This window comes from Mesobacillus jeotgali (assembly GCF_014856545.2).
In the GTDB taxonomy this organism is placed as follows: Bacteria; Bacillota; Bacilli; order Bacillales; family Cytobacillaceae; genus Mesobacillus.
The window spans coordinates 3,285,516-3,305,641 of the sequence record NZ_CP109811.1 but is presented as its reverse complement, the minus strand read 5'-3'; the positions used below and the strand labels follow the sequence as shown (position 1 = coordinate 3,305,641).

The 20,126-nt window shown below is 43.2% G+C and carries 20 protein-coding genes, 3 pseudogenes and 1 riboswitch; of the genes and pseudogenes, 18 read left to right on the top strand and 5 right to left on the bottom strand.

The annotated features are described in order from the left end of the window. The first annotated feature begins 14 nt into the window (after positions 1 to 14). A riboswitch (glycine riboswitch) is annotated at positions 15 to 103 on the top strand. 197 nt (positions 104 to 300) lie between these two features. Genes gcvT through gcvPB form a run of 3 tightly spaced genes read left to right on the top strand, consistent with a single transcriptional unit; the run spans position 301 to position 4,232 of the window. After that, positions 301 to 1,407 (top strand): glycine cleavage system aminomethyltransferase GcvT, encoded by a 1,107-nt coding sequence (gcvT, locus tag FOF60_RS16990; RefSeq protein ID WP_192470915.1) that lies wholly within the window; start codon positions 301 to 303, stop codon positions 1,405 to 1,407. 22 nt (positions 1,408 to 1,429) lie between these two features. Then, on the top strand, positions 1,430 to 2,776 hold the full coding sequence (gene gcvPA / locus FOF60_RS16985) for an aminomethyl-transferring glycine dehydrogenase subunit GcvPA (protein ID WP_192470916.1): 1,347 nt from the start codon (positions 1,430 to 1,432) through the stop codon (positions 2,774 to 2,776). Next, positions 2,769 to 4,232 carry an aminomethyl-transferring glycine dehydrogenase subunit GcvPB gene (gene gcvPB, locus FOF60_RS16980; RefSeq protein ID WP_192470917.1) on the top strand — a complete coding sequence of 488 codons (1,464 nt, stop codon included), beginning with the start codon at positions 2,769 to 2,771 and terminating at the stop codon, positions 4,230 to 4,232. The genes gcvPA and gcvPB overlap by 8 nt, the downstream gene beginning before the upstream one ends. 394 nt (positions 4,233 to 4,626) lie before the next feature. On the opposite strand, the gene FOF60_RS16975 is transcribed toward gcvPB, so the two are convergent. Then, positions 4,627 to 4,947, bottom strand: coding sequence for a rhodanese-like domain-containing protein (locus FOF60_RS16975; protein ID WP_192470765.1), 321 nt, complete (start codon positions 4,945 to 4,947; stop codon positions 4,627 to 4,629). A gap of 237 nt (positions 4,948 to 5,184) precedes the next feature. Here FOF60_RS16975 and FOF60_RS16970 point away from each other — a divergent pair, with 237 nt between their 5' ends. From FOF60_RS16970 to FOF60_RS16935, 8 genes and pseudogenes are all read left to right on the top strand, one after another. Beyond that, positions 5,185 to 6,021 (top strand): lipoate--protein ligase family protein, encoded by an 837-nt coding sequence (locus FOF60_RS16970; RefSeq protein ID WP_192470754.1) that lies wholly within the window; start codon positions 5,185 to 5,187, stop codon positions 6,019 to 6,021. 356 nt (positions 6,022 to 6,377) lie between these two features. After that, positions 6,378 to 7,196, top strand: a pseudogene (locus FOF60_RS16965) (ribonucleotide reductase N-terminal alpha domain-containing protein); the annotation flags it as partial. 75 nt (positions 7,197 to 7,271) lie between these two features. Next, complete coding sequence (locus FOF60_RS16960; RefSeq protein ID WP_192470753.1) at positions 7,272 to 8,054, top strand: HNH endonuclease; 783 nt, start codon at positions 7,272 to 7,274, stop codon at positions 8,052 to 8,054. 275 nt (positions 8,055 to 8,329) lie between these two features. Beyond that, positions 8,330 to 9,505, top strand: a pseudogene (locus FOF60_RS16955) (ribonucleotide-diphosphate reductase subunit alpha); the annotation flags it as partial. Between the two features lie 207 nt (positions 9,506 to 9,712). Continuing rightward, entirely contained in the window at positions 9,713 to 10,447 is a 735-nt protein-coding gene (locus tag FOF60_RS16950; protein WP_192470752.1) for an HNH endonuclease, read from the top strand. Between the two features lie 171 nt (positions 10,448 to 10,618). Next, a pseudogene (locus tag FOF60_RS16945) lies at positions 10,619 to 11,221 on the top strand (ribonucleotide-diphosphate reductase subunit alpha); the annotation flags it as partial. A gap of 99 nt (positions 11,222 to 11,320) precedes the next feature. Then, a complete protein-coding gene (splB, locus tag FOF60_RS16940) occupies positions 11,321 to 12,346 on the top strand; it encodes a spore photoproduct lyase (RefSeq protein WP_192470751.1) in 1,026 nt (341 codons plus the stop codon). A 91-nt stretch (positions 12,347 to 12,437) separates the two neighbouring features. Beyond that, positions 12,438 to 13,322 (top strand): patatin-like phospholipase family protein, encoded by an 885-nt coding sequence (locus tag FOF60_RS16935; protein WP_192470750.1) that lies wholly within the window; start codon positions 12,438 to 12,440, stop codon positions 13,320 to 13,322. Positions 13,323 to 13,346: 24 nt separating this feature from the next. Here the strand turns inward: FOF60_RS16935 and FOF60_RS16930 are convergent, their stop codons facing one another. Beyond that, positions 13,347 to 13,715, bottom strand: coding sequence for an SA1362 family protein (locus FOF60_RS16930; RefSeq protein ID WP_192470749.1), 369 nt, complete (start codon positions 13,713 to 13,715; stop codon positions 13,347 to 13,349). A gap of 295 nt (positions 13,716 to 14,010) precedes the next feature. Here FOF60_RS16930 and FOF60_RS16925 point away from each other — a divergent pair, with 295 nt between their 5' ends. The 4 genes from FOF60_RS16925 to efp all read left to right on the top strand — a co-directional run bounded on the left by FOF60_RS16925 (position 14,011) and on the right by efp (position 16,696). Further along, positions 14,011 to 14,526, top strand: coding sequence for a YqhR family membrane protein (locus FOF60_RS16925; protein WP_192470748.1), 516 nt, complete (start codon positions 14,011 to 14,013; stop codon positions 14,524 to 14,526). A gap of 78 nt (positions 14,527 to 14,604) precedes the next feature. After that, a complete protein-coding gene (aroQ, locus tag FOF60_RS16920; RefSeq protein WP_192470747.1) occupies positions 14,605 to 15,051 on the top strand; it encodes a type II 3-dehydroquinate dehydratase in 447 nt (148 codons plus the stop codon). Positions 15,052 to 15,055: 4 nt separating this feature from the next. Next, the gene (locus FOF60_RS16915; protein ID WP_192470746.1) at positions 15,056 to 16,117 is read left to right on the top strand and encodes a M24 family metallopeptidase; all 1,062 of its coding nucleotides are present in this window, start codon (positions 15,056 to 15,058) and stop codon (positions 16,115 to 16,117) included. Positions 16,118 to 16,138: 21 nt separating this feature from the next. Beyond that, entirely contained in the window at positions 16,139 to 16,696 is a 558-nt protein-coding gene (gene efp, locus FOF60_RS16910) for an elongation factor P (protein WP_192470745.1), read from the top strand. A gap of 85 nt (positions 16,697 to 16,781) precedes the next feature. Here efp and FOF60_RS16905 read toward each other — a convergent pair whose 3' ends face one another. The 3 genes from FOF60_RS16905 to FOF60_RS16895 form a co-directional block, all read right to left on the bottom strand. Then, positions 16,782 to 17,147, bottom strand: coding sequence for a rhodanese-like domain-containing protein (locus tag FOF60_RS16905; RefSeq protein WP_192470744.1), 366 nt, complete (start codon positions 17,145 to 17,147; stop codon positions 16,782 to 16,784). Between the two features lie 162 nt (positions 17,148 to 17,309). Continuing rightward, positions 17,310 to 17,978 (bottom strand): SIMPL domain-containing protein, encoded by a 669-nt coding sequence (locus FOF60_RS16900; RefSeq protein WP_192470743.1) that lies wholly within the window; start codon positions 17,976 to 17,978, stop codon positions 17,310 to 17,312. Between the two features lie 109 nt (positions 17,979 to 18,087). Further along, positions 18,088 to 18,240 carry a hypothetical protein gene (locus FOF60_RS16895; RefSeq protein WP_192470742.1) on the bottom strand — a complete coding sequence of 51 codons (153 nt, stop codon included), beginning with the start codon at positions 18,238 to 18,240 and terminating at the stop codon, positions 18,088 to 18,090. A 209-nt stretch (positions 18,241 to 18,449) separates the two neighbouring features. Here FOF60_RS16895 and spoIIIAA point away from each other — a divergent pair, with 209 nt between their 5' ends. From spoIIIAA to spoIIIAC, 3 genes are read left to right on the top strand one after another with little or no spacing between them, the layout of a single operon-like run. Beyond that, a complete protein-coding gene (gene spoIIIAA, locus FOF60_RS16890) occupies positions 18,450 to 19,373 on the top strand; it encodes a stage III sporulation protein AA (RefSeq protein ID WP_192470764.1) in 924 nt (307 codons plus the stop codon). Then, positions 19,374 to 19,889: a stage III sporulation protein SpoIIIAB gene (gene spoIIIAB, locus FOF60_RS16885; RefSeq protein WP_192470741.1), complete on the top strand. Its 516-nt coding sequence runs from the start codon at positions 19,374 to 19,376 to the stop codon at positions 19,887 to 19,889. It abuts the gene before it with no gap. A 19-nt stretch (positions 19,890 to 19,908) separates the two neighbouring features. Then, positions 19,909 to 20,115, top strand: coding sequence for a stage III sporulation protein AC (gene spoIIIAC, locus FOF60_RS16880; RefSeq protein WP_009794945.1), 207 nt, complete (start codon positions 19,909 to 19,911; stop codon positions 20,113 to 20,115). Positions 20,116 to 20,126 lie beyond the last annotated feature (11 nt).

Here is a 20,126-nt window from a genome sequence, read left to right as displayed (position 1 = left end):
TAATATAAATGCGGATGACAACAAGGGGAGAGACTACTTTAGTAGCGCCGAAGGAGCAAGCAGGCTTTGTGAATCTCTCAGGCAAAAGAACTCTTGTTTGACGCATCTCTGGAGAGCGCTTTTTTAGTGGGAGCCACCAAAGGGGAAAGCCTTTACAGGTAAACTTTCAGGTGAAAGGACAGAGACCTTCTCAGAATTCAGAGGGGGTGCTCTGTCCTTTTTTATGGCTTCAATAACAATCGCCTCATCAGACACGACGCAAACTGATTTTTTTAGCTATAGGACGAAGGGGGATACATAATGACTGAATTAAAACGGACACCGCTATTTGAAGTGTACAAGGAATACGGTGGAAAAACGGTTGATTTTGGAGGCTGGGAACTGCCTGTCCAGTTTTCGAGCATCAAGGAAGAGCATGAAGCAGTTAGGACAAAAGCTGGTCTATTCGATGTTTCTCACATGGGAGAAATAGAGGTTAAAGGCCCCGATAGTCTGGACTATCTACAAAAGATGATGACGAATGATGTTTCAAAACTCAAAAACGGCGGAGCCCAATATACAGCCATGTGTTATGAGACCGGTGGCACTGTTGATGATTTGTTGATTTATAAACTTGAGGATGAGCATTACCTGCTTGTTGTGAATGCCTCCAATATCGAAAAAGATTTTGATTGGATGCAGGATCATCTTGAGGGCAATGTGAAAATCGAAAATCTGTCAGAAGGCATGGCGCAGCTTGCATTACAGGGCCCGCTTGCGGAGGGAGTCCTACAAAAGCTGGCAAAGAATCATGACCTGAGCACAATCGGATTTTTCAAGTTCAGTGAAGAAGTCGACCTGAACGGCAAGAAAGCGCTTGTATCACGAACAGGATATACAGGAGAAGATGGATTTGAAGTCTATTGCGATGCCGGGGATGCTGTAAGCCTCTGGAAGGAAATCCTTGAAGCAGGCAAAGATGAGGGAGTCATCCCATGCGGCCTTGGTGCCAGGGATACATTGCGTTTTGAAGCGAATCTGGCATTGTACGGCCAGGAGCTTTCATCAGAAATCAGCCCGCTTGAAGCTGGAATAGGCTTCGCTGTAAAGCTGAATAAAGAAGCAGACTTTATTGGAAAAGAAGCACTCAAGCAGCAAAAAGAAGATGGCCTGCCTAGAAAACTTGTCGGCATCGAGATGATCGACCGCGGAATCCCGCGCCATGGGTATCCTGTTTATAAAGGAGACACTCAGATTGGTGAAGTCACTACAGGCACGCAATCCCCGACCCTTAAGAAAAATATCGGGCTTGCGCTGATTGATGCAAAAGAAACTGAGTTAGGTAATGAAGTGGAAGTTGAAATCCGCGGAAAGCGCTTAAAAGCTGCCGTTTCAGCTACACCTTTTTATAAAAGAGATAAAAAGTAAAAGCCGGAGAGGGGTTAAAGTTATGAAGCATCGCTATTTACCGCTGACTGAAAGTGATAAAAACGCTATGTTGGAAAGCATCGGGGTTTCATCGATTGATGAATTGTTCAGCGACATTCCTGAAAAAGTCCGTTTTGCCGGAGAATACAACATTAAACCAGCCAAGTCTGAAACAGCATTAATGAAAGAGCTGGCACAGATGGCTGCGAAAAATGCTGATTTGAAAATGAATTCTTCATTTATCGGTGCAGGTGTCTATGACCATTACATTCCCGTAATTGTTGACCATGTCCTTTCGCGTTCAGAGTTTTACACTGCCTATACACCATATCAGCCAGAAATCTCTCAGGGTGAACTTCAGGCTATCTTTGAATTCCAGACAATGATTTGTGAATTGACTGGCATGGAAGTAGCGAATTCATCCATGTATGACGGCGGCACAGCGTTGGCTGAAGCGGCGATGCTTAGCGCAGGCCATACCAGAAGAAAGAAAGTGTTGGTTTCAAGTGCTGTGCACCCAGAATACAAGGATGTAGTCCGGAGCTATGCAAAGGGCCAGTACATCGATGTTGTGGAAGTGCCTCACAAGAATGGAGTTACTGACCTTGAAGCACTTAAGGATATGGCAAGTGAAGAAATCGCTGCTGTTATTGTCCAGTATCCAAACTTCTTCGGCGGCATTGAGCCGATGAAGGAAATCGAAGAAATCACACATGAAAATAAATCATTGTTCGTCGTATCCAGCAACCCTCTTGCATTAGGTGCATTGACGCCTCCAGGTAAGTTCGGTGCTGATATTGTTACCGGAGACGCCCAGCCATTCGGGATCCCGACAGCATTCGGCGGCCCTCACTGCGGATACTTCGCTGTTTCTGGAAAGCTCATGAGAAAGGTTCCGGGCAGACTTGTCGGCCAGACGAAGGATGACCAGGGACGCCGCGGATTCGTATTGACGCTTCAGGCGAGGGAACAGCATATCCGCCGTGATAAAGCGACATCCAATATTTGTTCGAACCAGGCCTTGAATGCTCTTGCTGCTTCAGTAGCAATGACGGCTCTTGGCAAAAAAGGCGTTCGTGAAATGGCTGTTGCCAATATCCAAAAAGCTCATTATGCGAAAAAGGCTTTCAAAGAGAACGGCTTTGAAATCGCATTTGAAGGATCTACTTTCAATGAGTTCGTCGTCAAGCTGAATAAACCAGTAAAAGAAGTAAATCAAAAGCTGCTTGAAAAGGGCATCATCGGCGGTTATGACCTGGAACGTGATGATTCCAGTCTAGAAAACCATATGCTTGTTGCGGTTACAGAGTTAAGAACTAAAGAAGAAATTGATACATTTGTAAAGGAAATGGGGGATATCAATGCATAAGGAAGATCAGCCACTCATTTTTGAATTAAGCACACCAGGCCGTGTCGGCTATAGCCTTCCGGAGATGGATGTTCCGGAAACAGATTTATCAGAACTTTTGCCAGAAGGTTTCCTGCGCGAAGAGGAACCAGAACTTCCTGAAGCTTCCGAGCTTGATATCATGCGCCATTACACAGCATTGTCGAAGCGCAACCACGGTGTAGATTCCGGGTTCTATCCGCTTGGATCATGTACGATGAAATACAATCCTAAGATGAATGAAAATGTGGCACGCTTCAACGGCTTTGCCCATTTGCATCCATTGCAGGATGAAAGCTCTGTCCAGGGTGCTCTTGAATTGATGTACGACCTTCAGGAACATCTTATTGAGATCACTGGTATGGATGAAGTTACCCTTCAGCCGGCAGCCGGTGCACACGGTGAATGGACGGGCTTGATGATGATCCGTGCATATCATGAAGCAAACGGCGATCACAACCGTACGAAAGTCATCGTTCCTGACTCAGCGCACGGAACCAATCCAGCTTCGGCAACAGTGGCTGGTTTTGAAACAATCACTGTAAAATCGGATGAAAACGGTCTGGTTGATTTAGAAGACCTTAAGAAGGTTGTCGGGGAAGATACAGCTGCACTAATGCTGACCAACCCGAACACACTTGGCTTATTCGAAGAAAACATTCTCGAGATGGCAGAGATTGTCCACGGTGCAGGCGGAAAGCTTTACTATGATGGAGCCAACCTGAATGCTGTTATGTCCAAGGCACGCCCTGGCGATATGGGCTTCGATGTCGTTCACTTGAACCTTCATAAGACATTCACAGGCCCTCACGGCGGCGGCGGACCTGGTTCAGGACCAGTCGGTGTAAAAGCAGATTTGATTCCATTCCTTCCAAAGCCAATCGTGACAAAGCAGGATGACGTTTATAAGTTCGATTACGACCGTCCGCAGTCAATCGGAAGGGTTAAGCCTTTCTACGGAAATTTCGGCATCAATGTCCGTGCATATACGTATATCCGCACAATGGGTCCTGATGGCTTGAAGGCCGTTACAGAGTATGCTGTGCTGAACGCGAACTATATGATGAGAAGACTAGCAGAGTATTATGACCTGCCTTTCAACAGGCATTGCAAGCACGAATTCGTCCTAAGCGGCAAGCGTCAGAAGAAGCTTGGCGTCCGCACATTGGACATCGCAAAACGCCTGCTTGATTTCGGTTATCATCCGCCAACCATCTACTTCCCGTTGAATGTAGAAGAAGCGATCATGATTGAGCCGACAGAAACAGAATCCAAGGAAACACTCGATGTTTTCATTGACGCGATGATCCAGATCGCCAAGGAAGCAGAAGAAAATCCAGAAATCGTCCAGGAAGCGCCACACTCCACAGTTGTAGGCCGTCTGGATGAAACAACAGCTGCAAGGAAGCCAATCCTGCGCTACCAGAAAGCTGAATAGAACGATAGAAGGTCCTGCCAGTTTTGTTATTGGCAGGACTTTGTTTTGTGGTGATTCTATTGTGGTGATGTATGTAGGGTGACTTCAGACAGGTTTGGAGGGAAACAGCGAAAAGCTGTCCGAACCTGGCGTGACTTCAGACAGGTTTAGAGGGAAACAGAGGAAAGCTGTCCGAACTTGGTGCAACTTCAGACAGGTTTGAAGGGAAACAGAGGAAAGCTGTCCTAACTTGGTGCAACTTCAGACAGGTTTGAAGGGAAACAGCGAAAAGCTGTCCGAACCTGAAGGGTATCAGACATTTAAAAAAAATATGCCAACCGAAAAGAATGCTGCGATTTTAAAAAGCTAAACCCCCCAGCAGTTATGCTGAGGGGTAATTTTATGGGAATATAGCTTACTTAGCTTTGACTTTGCCGCCCCATTTTTTGAAGCCGCCTTGAAGATGATTAAGGTCTTTATAGCCTTTTTTGTATAGCAGCTGTGCAGCACGTCCGCTGCGGGAACCGCTCTGGCAATAAAGGTAGACCGGCTTGTCCGGCCTGATTTCCTTCAGGCGAGTCTTAAGTTGGGTAAGCGGGATATTTCTGGCGCCTAAAATGTGTCCACCGGCGAATTCATTCGGTTCACGGACATCAATCAATTGCGCTTTACGATAACCAGCTTTGAATTCTTCCTCTGTCAGGGTCTTGAGGATTTTCTTCTGGCGGAAATACATAAACACAGAGTATAGAATTACCGCAACTGTCAGGACGATTAAAAAGATAAGTGTATCCAAAACATATTTCTCCTTTCAAGCTTAGCTGAGCCACTTATAATTATATAAGCCTTCATGTCAGAGAGCAAAGGAAATTAGTAAATTTCTTTAAATCAACTTGCTTTGCTTTTGAAATTTATTTTGTTAGACTAAAAAAATCTTAGCTTTAAACTATTTTTTAAATGGGGTTAAACTTGTATGAATAAAGAGGTATGGGGATTTATTGATTCAGGAGACTGTTCACCTTCGTTCAATATGGCACTTGATGAGGCCTTGCTTGATTGGCATGGTGCAAGAAAAATTCCTCCAGTGGTCCGTTTTTATGGATGGAACCCGGCGACACTTTCTGTTGGCTATTTCCAAAAGATTGAAAGAGAAATTGATATGGAGGCTGTGAAGCAGCACGGTCTTGGTTTTGTAAGGAGACCTACTGGCGGCCGGGGCGTTCTACATGAACATGAACTTACATACAGCGTAATCGTTACTGAACAACACCCAGAAATGCCAAAGACAGTAACAGAAGCTTACAGGGTTATATCTGAAGGCATATTACAGGGATTCCAGAAGTTAGGTCTCGAAGCTTATTTTGCCGTACCAAAAACTTCTGCTGATAAAGAAGCGTTAAAAAACCCGCGGTCTGCAGTTTGTTTCGATGCACCAAGCTGGTATGAGCTTGTTGTTGAAGGACGTAAAGTGGCCGGCAGCGCCCAGACCCGGCAAAAAGGGGTTATCCTTCAGCATGGTTCCATTTTGCTCGATTTGGATGAGGATAAACTTTTCAGCTTATTCAAGTATCCGAATGACAGAGTCAAAGAAAGAATGCAGCGAGCCTTCAAGACTAAGGCAGTAGCGATCAATGAGATCAGCAGCCGCAAAATTAATCTTGAAGAAGCGAAAAAAGCATTTAAGGAAGGTTTTGAGGATGGCCTGGGAATTATTTTGGAGCCATACACTTTAAGTGATGAAGAGCTGAATTATGTAAATGAATTGGCCAAAAATAAGTACGAATCTGATGAGTGGAATTTTAAAAGATAAAAAATTTTTTAAAAGCGGATTACCCGCTTTTTTTGTTTTTATCCAGTATTTTCTAGGCTTTTGAGATTTAGAAAAAGTGCAACCCTCGAAATTTGTTGTTTTTTATCATTTACTGAAGATATTCTATCGTTCTCTCTAAATAACTCGATTTTTTAATAGTTTTCATGTTTGACAAAATCTTTATCACATGACCTAAACACCATATATAGTGTTGTCGAAAATTTAAAATACACTATATATTGATTTTTGATGTTTCAATATGATAACGTAAGGGTAATTCAAAAATGCAGCTAGAATTACATACTTCTAGTAATACATTAGAGATAAGATTTAAAACCTTAGAAGGAGTTGTAGAAATGTCTGTAACTATTGGACAAAAAATGAGCCTGGATGTAGAAAGCCTGAACAAAGATATTAAGCTGTTCCCGCAGGTTCACCCGATTACATCTGACATGAAACTAACACACAAAGGCGTCTCCCGATTAGTCATGCTGGACCGCTATACTTTTAAAGACACTGAAAAAATTACTCTATCAAATGGTGATTTCGTGGTTCTCACCATCAAAGAGGATCCAAAGTTCCCTGCCCGTGGACTTGGATTCATACTAGATATTGATTGGGAGAACAAAACAGCTAAAGTGCTTGTAGATGAGGAATTCCGCGGGGTGCTTGATGATCCTGAAGAAGCTGCGACCGGCGTGATCAAACGTTCACTGGACGTAATTGAAAAGCCGCTGGAAGTATTCTACGAGCAAATCGCGAAACGAAATGCAACAGGGCTTGCAGCTGTTGAAAAAACCGAAGAAAAGCGCCAGGAGTGGTTCGAGAAGTTCTACCAAGAGCTAGTATCGATGAACTTCATCCCGGCAGGCCGTGTCCTATACGGAGCAGGCGCAGAAACAGACGTTACCTACTTCAACTGCTATGTAATGCCTTTTGTAAAAGATTCACGCGAAGGGATTTCTGAGCACCGCAAACAGGTCATGGAAATCATGAGCCGCGGCGGAGGGGTTGGAACGAACGGTTCGACACTAAGACCGCGCAACACACTGGCAAGAGGTGTAAACGGAAAATCATCCGGATCGGTCTCATGGCTTGATGACATTGCCAAGCTGACACATTTAGTAGAGCAGGGCGGGTCAAGACGTGGTGCACAAATGATTATGCTGGCGGATTAACTAAATGACATTCTAAGTTATAACTGGTAAGATTAGCATGAGAACAAACGTTCGTTTATAGGAGGGCGTTTCATGAATCTGACCAGAGAATATCTTTATCAAAAGTATATTCATGACAAAATGAGCTTAAAAGAGATAGCTGAAGAAACAGGGCTGCCAAGTACGACAATCAAATCAAGGCTTAGAAGGTTGGGTATTAGGAAAAAACCAATCAAACTAGGCAATGAGATATACGATAATCGTGATTGGCTTTATGAAGAATACATTGTTAAAAGAAAGGGATATACTGTACTTGCTAATGAATTAGGGGTAAGTTATTCAACAATTTTAGATCGGATTCTTTTCTTTGGATGGGAGCTTAGGGGCCATAATGAAATTGATAAAGGTGCTCCAAGGAGAGGAACAAAACATACTCCAGTTTCCCTAGAGAAAATAAAGGCGACTAGGATAAAGAAACGTGTATACTTTGAATGCTTTCAATGTGGAAAAACTACTGAAAGGGTGCGCTCAGGATATTCTCGTTCAGGTAAAAGGTTTTGTACTTATACCTGTTATAAGAATTACCTTAAAGAAAATAGAGTGGAAACAATTGATATAACTGATTCTGCACTCTATAAGGAATGGCGTAAAAAAGTATATACTCGTGATAACTTTAGGTGTAAGATGCCTGGTTGCAACTCAAACTCTAGAGATATTGCTGCTCACCATATTTATCCCAAAAAGCTTTTCCCTGAAAAGCAATTTCTTTTAAACAATGGAATTACACTCTGTAGAAACTGTCATGAAAAAACTTATGGTAAAGAAAGTAACTTTATAGATGCACTAGTCCGCGTCGTTCAGAAAATGAACGGCTAGAAAATCGGGTGAATTGCAGGGAACTCCTTAGAGGCAGGCAAGCCACAACGTGACTGGAAACGGTGAGCGTGAGGGCCTAAAAATTGCTTGCATTGGACAATCTGCAGCCAAGCGTCATTGGGCAAAGGTAATGGCGAAGGTTCAACGACTAGAGAGTGAGTCCCAACAATAAACTCTCACAAGCGCCCGGCCCCTAACAGATTATGCTGAGGGTGATGATATAGTCTAGTCCGGCTGCATTGCAGCGAAATATTCCGAAAGGAACGGTATGTACGTGGCATCCTGACATTGTAGAATTCATCATTTCAAAAATGCAGAACCCAAGGATCCTTCGCTTCCTGATTGAAAACACAAACGATGAGTCAATCAAGAAAATGGCGAAGGAAAAGCTGAAATTTACACCGCTGACTTTGCAGGAAGAAGCTATGTACCAGGGTATCGTTAATTACAAGAGCATCCCGGGTTACGGTGGGTTCAGCGCTGATATTATCAAAGCAGCTGAAGAAAAGCTTGCAACAGGAGGAACTTATACCGTCCACAACTCAGAGTTCCTTACAGGCGCAAATATTTCAGTCACTCTGACAAAGGATTTCATGGACGCAGTTGATAACGATGCTGATTATGACCTTCGCTTCCCTGATGTTGAAAGCTATGATGCTGAGACAATGAAGGTTTATAACGAAGAATGGCATAAAATCGGTGACGTTCGCGAGTGGGAAAAGCTCGGATACAAAGTGCGTACCTATAGAAAAATTAAAGCGAAAGAATTATGGAACCTGATCAATATCTGTGCGACATACTCAGCTGAACCAGGCATCTTCTTCATCGACAATGCCAACGACATGACAAACGCACAGGCATATGGACAGAAGGTTGTAGCTACTAACCCATGTGGGGAACAGCCTCTCGCACCAAATTCTGTCTGTAACCTCGCTGCCGTGAACCTTGCGGAAATGGCGGACAAGGATACAAAGACAGTTAACTTTGAAAAATTGAAGCGTACTGTAGAAGTAGGGGTGCGCATGCAAGACAATGTTATCGATGCGACTCCTTACTTCCTTGAAGATAATAAGAGACAAGCTTTAGGTGAACGCCGTGTTGGTCTTGGTGTCATGGGACTTCACGACCTTCTGATCTACTGTGAAACAGAATACGGTTCTGAAGAAGGAAACCAGCTTGTTGATAAAGTATTTGAAACAATTGCGACTTCGGCTTACCGTGCATCTGTTGAACTTGGAAAGGAAAAAGGCAGCTTCCCATTCCTAAAAGCAGATTCAGAAAAAGAAACAAACAGACTTCGCCAGGCATTCACGAACACTGGTTTCATGAAGAAAATGCCTGAAGATATTCGCGAATCGATCCTTGAAAACGGGATTCGTAACTCGCACTTGCTGACTGTTGCTCCAACGGGTAAATTGCTTGCCCCCTATATTCGTAAGAATGTAGCGTAAACTTGGCTATATGCGGGAAACTCTGGCGTATCTCTTGCTACCAGGACTTAGCCAGTCCATGTAACTGGTAAAAATGCAGGAGTGTTGGATGAATACCTACCAGACAATCCGCAGGGAAGTCGTGGCTGACCCCTCAACGACTACATGCCGAGCAACCAATCGAACACCTGTTCTTATTGTGTGATATAATAAGAGGGGGTGCTCAAGATGATAAAGCAGTGTTTAAATTGCGGAAACGACATTATTGTTAAGCCTAGTCATTTTGACCGAAAAAAATATTGTTCTCGTTCATGTAAAACCCAATACCAACTTAAAAACCCACCTGCGTTTTGGAAAGAATTCTCACGTAAAAAAAGGGTTTGCTGCTCTAACTGTGGGAAGGAGCTACTCAGAAAACCAAGTGAAATACACAAAAGGACTTTTTGTGATCGTGAGTGCAAAACAACTTTCCAATTAAAAAATGGACATAAGATTAACCAACATTTAAAAAAACAGGTGACTCTTACCTGCCCAATCTGTGAAAAAACATTTACTGTACCCAAGAATAGAGAAATATCAGCTAAATATTGTTCCAAAAGCTGTTTAGGTAAAGCGAATGGAATTAGAGGTAAGAAAGATTATCGACGAAGGGTTAAAACAAATTGTGCTAATTGTGGACAAGGAATTGAGAAAAAACCTTCGGAAATAACTACTTTTAATTTTTGTTCGGTAAATTGTATGGGGCAGTTTTATGCAGAGAGTAAGATGTTCGCAGGTGAAAATAGTGGAACTTGGATGGGTGGAGAAATAAACTATTATGGTCCGAACTGGTTAAGTCAACGAAGAAAAGCTAGAAAACGAGATCATTATACCTGTCAAGATTGTGGTATTACAGAGGAACAATACGGTCAAGAGCTTTCTGTTCATCATATAAGGCTTTTTCGCGATTTTAATGGGGACTGAAAACAAGCAAACCAATTATCGAATTTGGTTACACTTTGTGAATATCCATGTCACCGTAAGAGACACTCAAAAAATCATGTGGTTGATGATATAGTCTGACCCATATGGCGACATATGGAGCGGGTACTGATAATCCCGCCCTCTATTTTAGAATAGAGAGTAACAAAAGTGAGCACTGGTACAATGGTTGGCGTCTCAACAGGACTTGAGCCTTACTTCAGCTTCTCCTATTTCCGCAGCGGCCGTCTTGGCAAGTTCATTGAAGTGAAGGCGGACATCGTTCAGGAATATCTTGACCGCAATCCGGATGCTGATCCTGAGAACCTGCCGAATTGGTTTGTTTCAGCGATGGAATTGGCGCCTGAAGCTCATGCTGATGTACAATGTGTCATCCAGCGCTGGATTGACAGTTCGATCAGCAAGACGGTCAACGCGCCGAAGGGCTACAGCGTAGAGCAGGTTGAAAAGGTATATGAGCGCCTTTATAAAGGCGGAGCGAAGGGCGGAACAGTTTATGTAGACGGCTCCCGCGATTCTCAAGTATTGACGCTCAAAGCGGAAGAAAACACGATGGAAGAGGAAATCGACAAGAAAGAAAAGCAAAAACAGCATGTTGTCCTTGTCGACACGATTAATGAATTACGTTCTACCAACGTAACGATCGGCTCTGAAGTCGGCAATACATGCCCTGTCTGCCGCAAAGGTGAAGTAAAAGAAATCGGCGGCTGCAACACATGCACAAACTGTAACGCACAGCTAAAGTGTGGATTATAATAAACCTCAAAGAGGATGGAAATATTTTTTCCATCCTCTTTTTTCATTTCTGCCCATACTAACAATACTGACTAATGGAATGAAATGAGGAAATGACTTATGAAAGCTTTTGTACCACAGCTTGTATATATTGAGCCAAGGGCTTTGGAATACCCGCTTGGGCGGGAGCTAAAGGAGAAATTCGAAAAGATGGGGCTGGAGATCAGGGAAACGACCTCGCATAACCAGGTGCGCGGCATCCCAGGCGACAATGAACTGCAGCAATACCGGAATGCTAAATCAACTCTCGTTGTCGGTATCAGGAAAACTTTGAAATTTGATACCTCGAAGCCGTCCGCAGAATATGCGATTCCGCTTGCTACTGGCTGCATGGGCCATTGCCATTATTGTTACCTGCAGACCACACTTGGCAGTAAACCTTATATCCGCACTTATGTGAATCTCGATGAAATTTTCGAGCAGGCACAAAAGTACATGGATGAAAGAAAACCGGAAATCACCAGATTTGAAGCCGCATGTACTTCGGATATTGTTGGGATTGACCATTTAACCCATGCATTAAAGAAAACAATCGAATTTTTCGGGGAGTCGGAATATGGGCAATTAAGATTTGTAACAAAGTACCATCATGTCGATCACCTGCTCGATGCAAAGCATAACGGCAAAACAAGATTTCGATTCAGCGTCAATGCCCGCTATGTGATCAAGAACTTTGAACCTGGGACATCATCCTTTGATGAAAGACTGGAGGCGGCAAGAAAGGTGGCGAACGCCGGATACCCGCTTGGCTTCATTGTTGCGCCAATCTATATCCATGAAGGATGGAGGGAGGGTTATCATGAGTTATTTGAGAGACTCAGCCATTCCCTAGAAGGAATCGACCTGACAGGCCTTAGCTTTGAGCTCATCCAGCACCGTTTCACAAAGCCGGCTAAAAATGTGATCCAAAAAAGATATCCTAAATCCAAGCTTGAAATGGATGAAGAGAAGCGAAAGTATAAGTGGGGACGTTACGGTATTGGTAAGTACGTCTACCAGAAGGATGAAGCGAAGGATCTTGAAGAAACAATTCGAGGATATATTCATTCGTTTTTTCCAGAAGCAGAGATTCAATATTTCACATAAGCACAAATTTTTTAACTTGTACGCCGTACTATTTTACAAATGAAGCGCTTAAAGATGTAAAGATGGGATTACATCGACGGGAGTGGCTCATATGTATATTGACGGCGTTTTTTCCGGCGGAGGAATCAAAGGATTGGCATTGGTTGGTGCCTGTGCGGCAATAGAAGAGCGGGGATTCCGTTTTAAGAGGGTCGCAGGGACCAGTGCGGGTTCATTGATTGCCGGCCTGCTTGCAGCTGGATATACCAGCACTGAAATGGCCGGCATCTTGGATGATCTTGACCTGAAAAAATTTCTCGACTCAAGGAAAACGATCATCCCATCAGCTTTGACGAAATGGCTTTTTGTATACTGGCGGCTGGGACTCTATAAAGGGGACGAATTGGAGTGCTGGATAGGTGAAAAGCTTGCTGCCAGAGGTTTGCGCACTTTTGGTGACCTTGCCCCTGATGCATTAAGAATTATCGCGTCAGACCTCACCAATGGCAGGCTGCTGATTCTGCCAGATGATCTTCCGAAATATGGTGTTGATCCAAGGACTTTCCCAGTAGCGAGAGCAATCAGGATGAGCTGCAGTCTCCCATTCTTCTTCGAACCGGTAAAGCTGCGTGATCGAGTCGGCATGAATATTGTAGTAGATGGAGGAGTGCTAAGTAATTTTCCAATGTGGTTATTTGATAAGGATAATGTAAAAAAAGTCCGTCCTGTACTTGGTGTCAAGCTCAGCCAGAATTTGATCCAGCAGCCTACCAACAAAATCAAGAATGCACTTCAAATGTTCGAAGCTTTGTTTGAAACGATGAAGGATGCCCATGACTCCCGGTATATCTCAAGGAAACATGAAAAGAATATCATTTTCATTCCGACGGAAGGGAACTTGACTACTGAATTCCAGCTTTCGGATGAAAAGAAACAAGAATTGATCGACCTGGGCCAAAAGAGCGCGGAGAAGTTTTTTAAATCTTGGTGTTATTAACTTTATAAAACACAAAAATCGAGCTTAAAACGAAGCCCGATTTTTTTTTCTGCCCTTTTTACCGTCTATGACCGTTAAATGTGACGCATCCTTCTTTTTGTTGCGAGCGGATGCGAGCGACCTTATTTTTGAACGTTTAGAGGAGACATTAGTATCTTTTGTCTGGAACCGCTTTTTAGACCGCTTTGCTGCTTTTTGAAATGCACGCTGCTGTTGCCGTCCTGAGCTTGAACTTGTCAAGCGAGTCACGAGGAAATAAATTAAGGCACCAACCAGGGCGATTGTTGCAAGCATGGTAAGGATACTTAAAGGATCGGTAAATAACTGAAAGGCAAAACCAAAGATTGCAAGAACGATCAGTCCTGAAACAATATATTTAGAAGCACGATTCATTGAAAGCCACCTCCCTACTAGCATCATGAGCAATTATTCCCGCTTTTAAACTTGCCAACGATTACTTTATACAAATTCTCCGATTTTATACTCTTCTCCTGCTACTTTTTCCTTTTTAAAAGTGCTTTAAACGAGTGATTTGCATTTTCAAGATTATTCGGTCGATTTGTTCTGTTAGTTTCATTTTACTAAAAATTTGCACAAACCTCTATATGAAGGTTGCTTCCTGAACAATTTTTCCTGATGTGCAATTGATTGGTCAGTCCGGGACATACTAACGGTGGAGGTGCAACTAATGGCAGAAAATCATGAAAACCTTGAACAAAATCAAAGAGAAAAACCAATGTCTTTTATCACGATGAGCATAGTCACCGGGTTATTTGGAGGGATTTTTTGGAGTGCGCTTGCCTATTTAGCTTATATCTTCAACTTTACAGAAATCCGTCCAAATGTCATTCTTGAGCCATGGGCATTGGGAGATTGGAAGGAGCAATGGCTGGGTACAGTCATTTCCATTATCGCGATTGGTCTTTTTTCAACTGGTGCGGCACTTGTGTACTATGCAGCAATGAGAAAGCTAAAATCCATTTGGGCTGGTGCAGCATTTGGGCTGGCGCTGTTCTTCCTTGTTTTTTATGTTCTCAATCCGCTTTTTCCTGGAATTAAACCCTTCTGGGACCTGTCAAGGAACACGTTAATTACATCAATTTGCTTTTATGTTCTGTATGGTGTGTTTGTTGGTTATTCAATATCATATGAGGAAAATGAAAATCGCAACAGTGAAAAAAATCAGGAGGAAGTTACCTCTTAAGGCTCTCACGGTAGTTTTAAGGAAATCAATTATGATAGAATGTTCTTATTGAACATTCTTTTTTTACGGGAGCCTGCCATGAAAAAAATACTTATGCTCAACGGTCCAAATTTGAATCGTTTGGGAAAAAGAGAGCCAGGGATTTACGGTGCCAGAACTTTGAAGGATCTGGAAGAACGAATGATCCAGCTTGGTGCGGAAAGCCAGGTTGAGGTTATTTGCTTTCAATCGAATCATGAAGGAGAACTGATTGACAAACTCCATGAGGCAGAAGACACTGATATAGATGGCATTATTTTTAACCCTGGGGCTTTCACGCATTATAGTTATGGTATCAGGGATGCGATTGCAGGAATTGATTGTCCCGTTATCGAAGTACATATTTCCAATGTTTATCAAAGAGAGGACTTCAGGCACAAGTCGGTGATTGCTCCAGTGTCTGCTGGGCAGATTGCCGGTCTAGGCTTTCTTGGCTATGAATTGGCGCTTGAAGCATTCAAAAGAGGTGCAGAAGGGGAGGAATAGGTTTATGGAGAAAATTCAAAAATTACGTGAGAGCTTTCAAAGACTCGGAATCGATGGAATGCTGGTCACCAGTGATTACAACCGCAGATATATGACAGGGTTCACTGGTTCTGCAGGCATGGTGCTGATCAGTGCCGAAAAAGCATTATTCATTACGGATTTCAGGTATACTGAGCAGGCTGCGAAACAATGCGAAGGCTATGAAGTCGTCCTGCATAAAGGGCTGATTCAGGACGAGGTTGCAGAGCAGGCTAAAAAGTTGGGGATCAAAAAACTTGGCTTTGAAGAAAATCATGTTACATATTCTGCTTATAAAACCTTTGATAAGGGCGTGGAAGCAGAACTAGTGCCCGTATCAGGCGAAATTGAAAAGTTACGCTTGATTAAGACTGATTCAGAGATTAAGATATTAAAGGAAGCAGCAGCCATCGCAGATGCTGCGTTTACACATATAATTGAGTTTATCCGTCCGGGCAGGACAGAGCTGGAAGTATCTAATGAACTGGAATTCTTCATGAGAAAACAGGGAGCAACATCTTCTTCATTCGATATTATTGTAGCTTCAGGCTATCGTTCAGCACTTCCGCACGGAGTAGCAAGTGACAAGGTGATCGAAACAGGAGACTTCGTCACCCTTGATTATGGTGCCTATTATAATGGGTATGTATCGGATATTACCCGTACATTAGCTGTAGGCAGCCCTTCAGACAAGCTTAGGGAAATCTATGATATCGTCTTAGAAGCCCAGCTCCGTGGAATGGCAGGCATTAAGCCAGGCATGACAGGAAGGGAAGCTGATGCGCTAACCCGCAACTTTATCACTGAAAAAGGCTACGGAGAGTATTTTGGCCACTCCACAGGCCATGGAATCGGACTCGAAGTACATGAAGGACCTGGTCTGTCTTTCCGTTCTGATACCGTACTTGAAACTGGTATGGTTGTGACTGTCGAGCCGGGGATCTACATAGCTGGCCTTGGCGGAGTAAGAATAGAGGACGATACTGTTATAACAAAAGACCATAATGAGTCACTGACACATTCTACTAAGGAACTCATCATATTATAGGACACATTAGGAGGACAAATAATGATTTCAGTTAACGATTTCCGTACAGGTTTAACGATTGAAGTGGACAATGGCATCTGGCGTGTACTTGATTTCCAACACGTTAAGCCAGGAAAAGGAGCTGCGTTTGTACGCTCAAAGCTTCGCAACCTTCGTACTGGGGCGATCCAGGAAAAAACGTTCCGCGCCGGTGAAAAAGTAGCAAAAGCACAAATCGAGAACCGCAAAATGCAGTACTTATATGCAAGCGGCGACCAGCACGTATTCATGGACAATGAGTCTTACGAGCAAATTGAATTGCCAGGATCTTCTATTGAATATGAATTGAAATTCCTTAAAGAAAACATGGAAGTCTACATCATGCAATTCGGCCACGAAACTCTTGGTGTCGAGCTTCCAAACTCTGTTGAACTTGAAGTGACAGAAACAGAGCCAGGTATTAAAGGTGACACTTCTTCTGGCGGTACTAAGTCAGCGACATTGGAAACTGGCCTTACAGTACAGGTTCCTTTCTTCATAAACCAGGGCGACAAACTCGTTATCAACACAACAGATGCATCTTATGTATCTCGTGCTTAATCGATAATCAAAAAAACCTGCTGAAAAGCAGGTTTTTTTTATGGAAAAAAAGCATCTCGATGACCGAGATGCTTAAATAATTTGCTTATTGCTCAATATCAAACTTCCACTCATTCATTCCGCCGGTCATATTGTAAATATTCTTGAATCCATTTTCCACAAGGATTCCGCTTGCCTGGGTGGAGCGGTTGCCGCTGCGGCAGACCACTAGATATTTTTGGTCTTGATCAAGCTCGGAAAGCATGCTCTCAATGACCTGCAATGGTACTAATTTCGCTCCTGGAATGTGTCCAGCTGCGAATTCATCAGGGGTACGTACATCCAAAACCTGAACTTCTCCATTATCTATCAATTCTTTTGCTTCATCGACTGAAACATCCGTATAAGAACCTCCGCCTGAACAGCCGGTAATCAACAAAATAAACATGAGTGCCGCGAATATTTTCTTCATGGTGATCTCTCCTTAAAATACTTATAGAGGTATTTTAACTCAAAAAAACTAAAGTGGATATAGACAAATTGTGTCAGGAGAAGTTTACATAACCATTTTTTACAACCACTCTTCTTCTTTATACCAGAAAAAAGCCAGGCTATCCGCCTGACTTTTGAAAATTTAAGAACTAATATATGTTCCTGTGACAGTCGCCTTGATTTCCAGTTGACCCGGTTCTATCGGCGTCCCGCTCCCGCTGCTAGTATCTAAAGATGCCACCAGGAATGGGCCGGGTGAACCTTTCTGGGTTTCTTCTGTAATCGAGAGAGGAGAAATGGAGGTTTGGATTCCTAAAGTCCGGGCTACTGTTTGAGCTTTGTTGTAGGAATCGACCACTGCCATTGAAAGTGCCCTATTGTACAACTCCTGGGGCTCTGCAACTGAAAATTGTATGTTCATGATTTCGTTTGCGCCATTTTCAACAGCGGTGTCGATGATCAATCCTGCTTGGGCAATATTCCTGATCGTGATATTGTACAGGTGTGTAACACGATATCCCTGGAATAACTGCTTGCCGTCTTCATAGGTATAAATGGGATCAATCCGGAAATCTGCTGTTTTAATATCATCCTTTGCAATCCCAAGACTACTTAAGGCTGCTAACATCGCATTAGATTTTTCTGCATTTTCAGACTGTGCGCTTTGCAGGTTTTGATTTTCGGTGCGCACGCCAATCGTTGCTGTCGCCCGATTTGGCGCAGCGAACACAGAACCTTCTCCACTAACGGTAATTTTCCTTCCATTCCCGGTTCCATTGCCACGGTACCCTGTATACAATCCATTAACCATCCAAAATCCCTCCACACTGCTTTTTCTATTACCTATAACTATGTTGGTATTGAAGAACAAATAACGGTCATAGAAAAAAGCAAAGAATGGATATAAGGATTACTAGAGATTATTCGCCAGCTCCCGGTGCTTTGTCAGTGTCATTCTTATTGTTGTATTTTGTGTCATTAGTCGGTGATTCTTTAGGACTTCTTCCGCCCCCAAGATAGGAAGCTCGGTCAGCTTTCTGTGCTTTCTGGAACTTCTGGTGATCATTATTCATTTTTATCAACTCCTTTCATTACTATTCTTTTCGTTTAAAAGCGATATTATTTCCTCGCGATTTCAGTTCCTGACATTTCATAAATCTGAGATGCATCCGTAAACAAACACAAAACAAATTCTGTCTATCACCCATTCGCGAATCTGCAGGTCATAAAGTGTCCAAGCAGGCATACATATTAAGTAAGCGTATTGTCAGGAGGATTAATGATGGAGGATATCTTATCTTTTTTGCCGAAACGAATTGCCGAATTGCTGGATGCAGTGCCTCCTAATGAACAAGATGGGATGGAAGAAGTGCGGATACGGATTAACAGGCCGCTTGAAATAACGGTAAGAGGAAAGCCACAATTCCTGCCGTATATCATTCCGCCTGAGGATGCTGTCCAGCTGTTGAACAAGCTTGGGCATTTTTCAATGTATACGTTGGAGGAAGAATTAAAGCGTGGCTATATCACCATTGCCGGAGGTCATCGAGTCGGACTGGCAGGCAAGGTGATCCTGGAAAATGGCTTTGTAAAAGCAATCAGGGACATATCTTCCTTTAATTTCCGGATTGCAAGGGAAAAAATCGGGATTGCCGAACCGTTGCTTCCATATATTTACGAGAATGGCTGGAAACATACGATAATTATTGGTCCGCCACAGACTGGAAAAACCACTTTGCTCAGGGATATAGCAAGGATGATATCCAGCGGGGTCCCTGAAAAAAAACTGCCCCCTCTTAAAGCTGGCATTGTGGATGAGAGGTCAGAAATAGCAGGGTGCGTGAAGGGGGTTCCACAGCTTACATTTGGACCTAGAGTAGATATCCTGGATTCTTGCCCGAAGGCCGAGGGGATGATGATGATGATCCGCTCGATGAGCCCGGATGTCCTGGTTGTAGATGAAATAGGCCGAAAAGAAGACGGGGAAGCGATTCTTGAAGCAGTTAACGCAGGCATTAAATTAATTATGACTACACATGGAGATTCGCTGGAAGATATTCAAAAAAGGCCAACTTTAAAACCAATTTTGGAGATGGGGATTTTCGATCGATTTGTGGAGCTTGGAAGAAGTTCTGGCCCGGGAACCATCACCTCAATAAGGGAAGCAAACGGCAAAGAAGTTCGCCAAAAAGTGAGAGTGACATAAATGATCAAAATAATCGGTGCTATATTGATTATTCTGGCGACGACTTGGACAGGTTTCGAAGCCTCAAGACATCTTAGTGAGCGACCGAGGCAGCTTCGGCTGCTGAAGTCCGCCTTGCAATCATTGGAGGCCGAAATCATGTACGGCCACACACCGCTTCATGATGCCTCAAGAAAACTTGCTGCCCAGATGCCCAAGCCTTTATCCTGGTTTTTCGAAGCTTTTTCCAAAAAGCTGACAGAAACAGATACAACGGTAAAGGCGGCTTGGGAAGACAGCCTGAAAGAGGTCTGGAAAATGACTGCCTTCAAACAGGGAGAGTTTGAGATCATGAAACAATTTGGTGAGACGCTCGGCAGGCATGACCGTCATTCCCAGCAAAAACAAATCCTGCTGACAATCTCCCATCTGGAAAGAGAAGAAGCAGATGCCTGCGAAAAACAAATGAAATACGAAAAAATGGTGAAAAGTATCGGCTTTTTATCAGGCTTATTATTAATCATCTTACTGATGTAGCGTTTAGGAGGAGGACAAGATGGGTCTTGAAGTGGATATTATTTTTAAAATCGCAGGGGTAGGCATCGTCGTTGCATTTTTACACACCATTCTCGATCAGGTGGGAAAGAAGGAATATGCACAGTGGGTAACCTTATTTGGGTTCATATACATCCTTTTCATGGTAGCCTCCATTGTCGATGACCTCTTTCAAAAAATTAAATCAGTATTCCTATTTCAAGGGTAGGGGAGGGCTTT

Bases quoted from the DNA above. Each gene is read 5' to 3' on its own strand.
- FOF60_RS16905 (WP_192470744.1), bottom strand. From the start codon at position 17,147: ATGAAGAAAATATTCGCGGCACTCATGTTTATTTTGTTGATTACCGGC.
- FOF60_RS16975 (WP_192470765.1), bottom strand. From the start codon at position 4,947: ATGTATTTCCGCCAGAAGAAAATCCTCAAGACCCTGACAGAGGAAGAA.
- FOF60_RS16900 (WP_192470743.1), bottom strand. From the start codon at position 17,978: ATGGTTAATGGATTGTATACAGGGTACCGTGGCAATGGAACCGGGAAT.
- FOF60_RS16970 (WP_192470754.1), top strand. From the start codon at position 5,185: ATGAATAAAGAGGTATGGGGATTTATTGATTCAGGAGACTGTTCACCT.
- FOF60_RS16895 (WP_192470742.1), bottom strand. From the start codon at position 18,240: ATGAATAATGATCACCAGAAGTTCCAGAAAGCACAGAAAGCTGACCGA.
- FOF60_RS16935 (WP_192470750.1), top strand. From the start codon at position 12,438: ATGTATATTGACGGCGTTTTTTCCGGCGGAGGAATCAAAGGATTGGCA.
- FOF60_RS16915 (WP_192470746.1), top strand. From the start codon at position 15,056: ATGGAGAAAATTCAAAAATTACGTGAGAGCTTTCAAAGACTCGGAATC.
- spoIIIAB (WP_192470741.1), top strand. From the start codon at position 19,374: ATGATCAAAATAATCGGTGCTATATTGATTATTCTGGCGACGACTTGG.
- gcvPA (WP_192470916.1), top strand. From the start codon at position 1,430: ATGAAGCATCGCTATTTACCGCTGACTGAAAGTGATAAAAACGCTATG.
- gcvT (WP_192470915.1), top strand. From the start codon at position 301: ATGACTGAATTAAAACGGACACCGCTATTTGAAGTGTACAAGGAATAC.
- splB (WP_192470751.1), top strand. From the start codon at position 11,321: ATGAAAGCTTTTGTACCACAGCTTGTATATATTGAGCCAAGGGCTTTG.
- FOF60_RS16930 (WP_192470749.1), bottom strand. From the start codon at position 13,715: ATGAATCGTGCTTCTAAATATATTGTTTCAGGACTGATCGTTCTTGCA.
- FOF60_RS16950 (WP_192470752.1), top strand. From the start codon at position 9,713: ATGATAAAGCAGTGTTTAAATTGCGGAAACGACATTATTGTTAAGCCT.
- FOF60_RS16960 (WP_192470753.1), top strand. From the start codon at position 7,272: ATGAATCTGACCAGAGAATATCTTTATCAAAAGTATATTCATGACAAA.
- spoIIIAC (WP_009794945.1), top strand. From the start codon at position 19,909: ATGGGTCTTGAAGTGGATATTATTTTTAAAATCGCAGGGGTAGGCATC.
- gcvPB (WP_192470917.1), top strand. From the start codon at position 2,769: ATGCATAAGGAAGATCAGCCACTCATTTTTGAATTAAGCACACCAGGC.
- spoIIIAA (WP_192470764.1), top strand. From the start codon at position 18,450: ATGGAGGATATCTTATCTTTTTTGCCGAAACGAATTGCCGAATTGCTG.
- aroQ (WP_192470747.1), top strand. From the start codon at position 14,605: ATGAAAAAAATACTTATGCTCAACGGTCCAAATTTGAATCGTTTGGGA.
- FOF60_RS16925 (WP_192470748.1), top strand. From the start codon at position 14,011: ATGGCAGAAAATCATGAAAACCTTGAACAAAATCAAAGAGAAAAACCA.
- efp (WP_192470745.1), top strand. From the start codon at position 16,139: ATGATTTCAGTTAACGATTTCCGTACAGGTTTAACGATTGAAGTGGAC.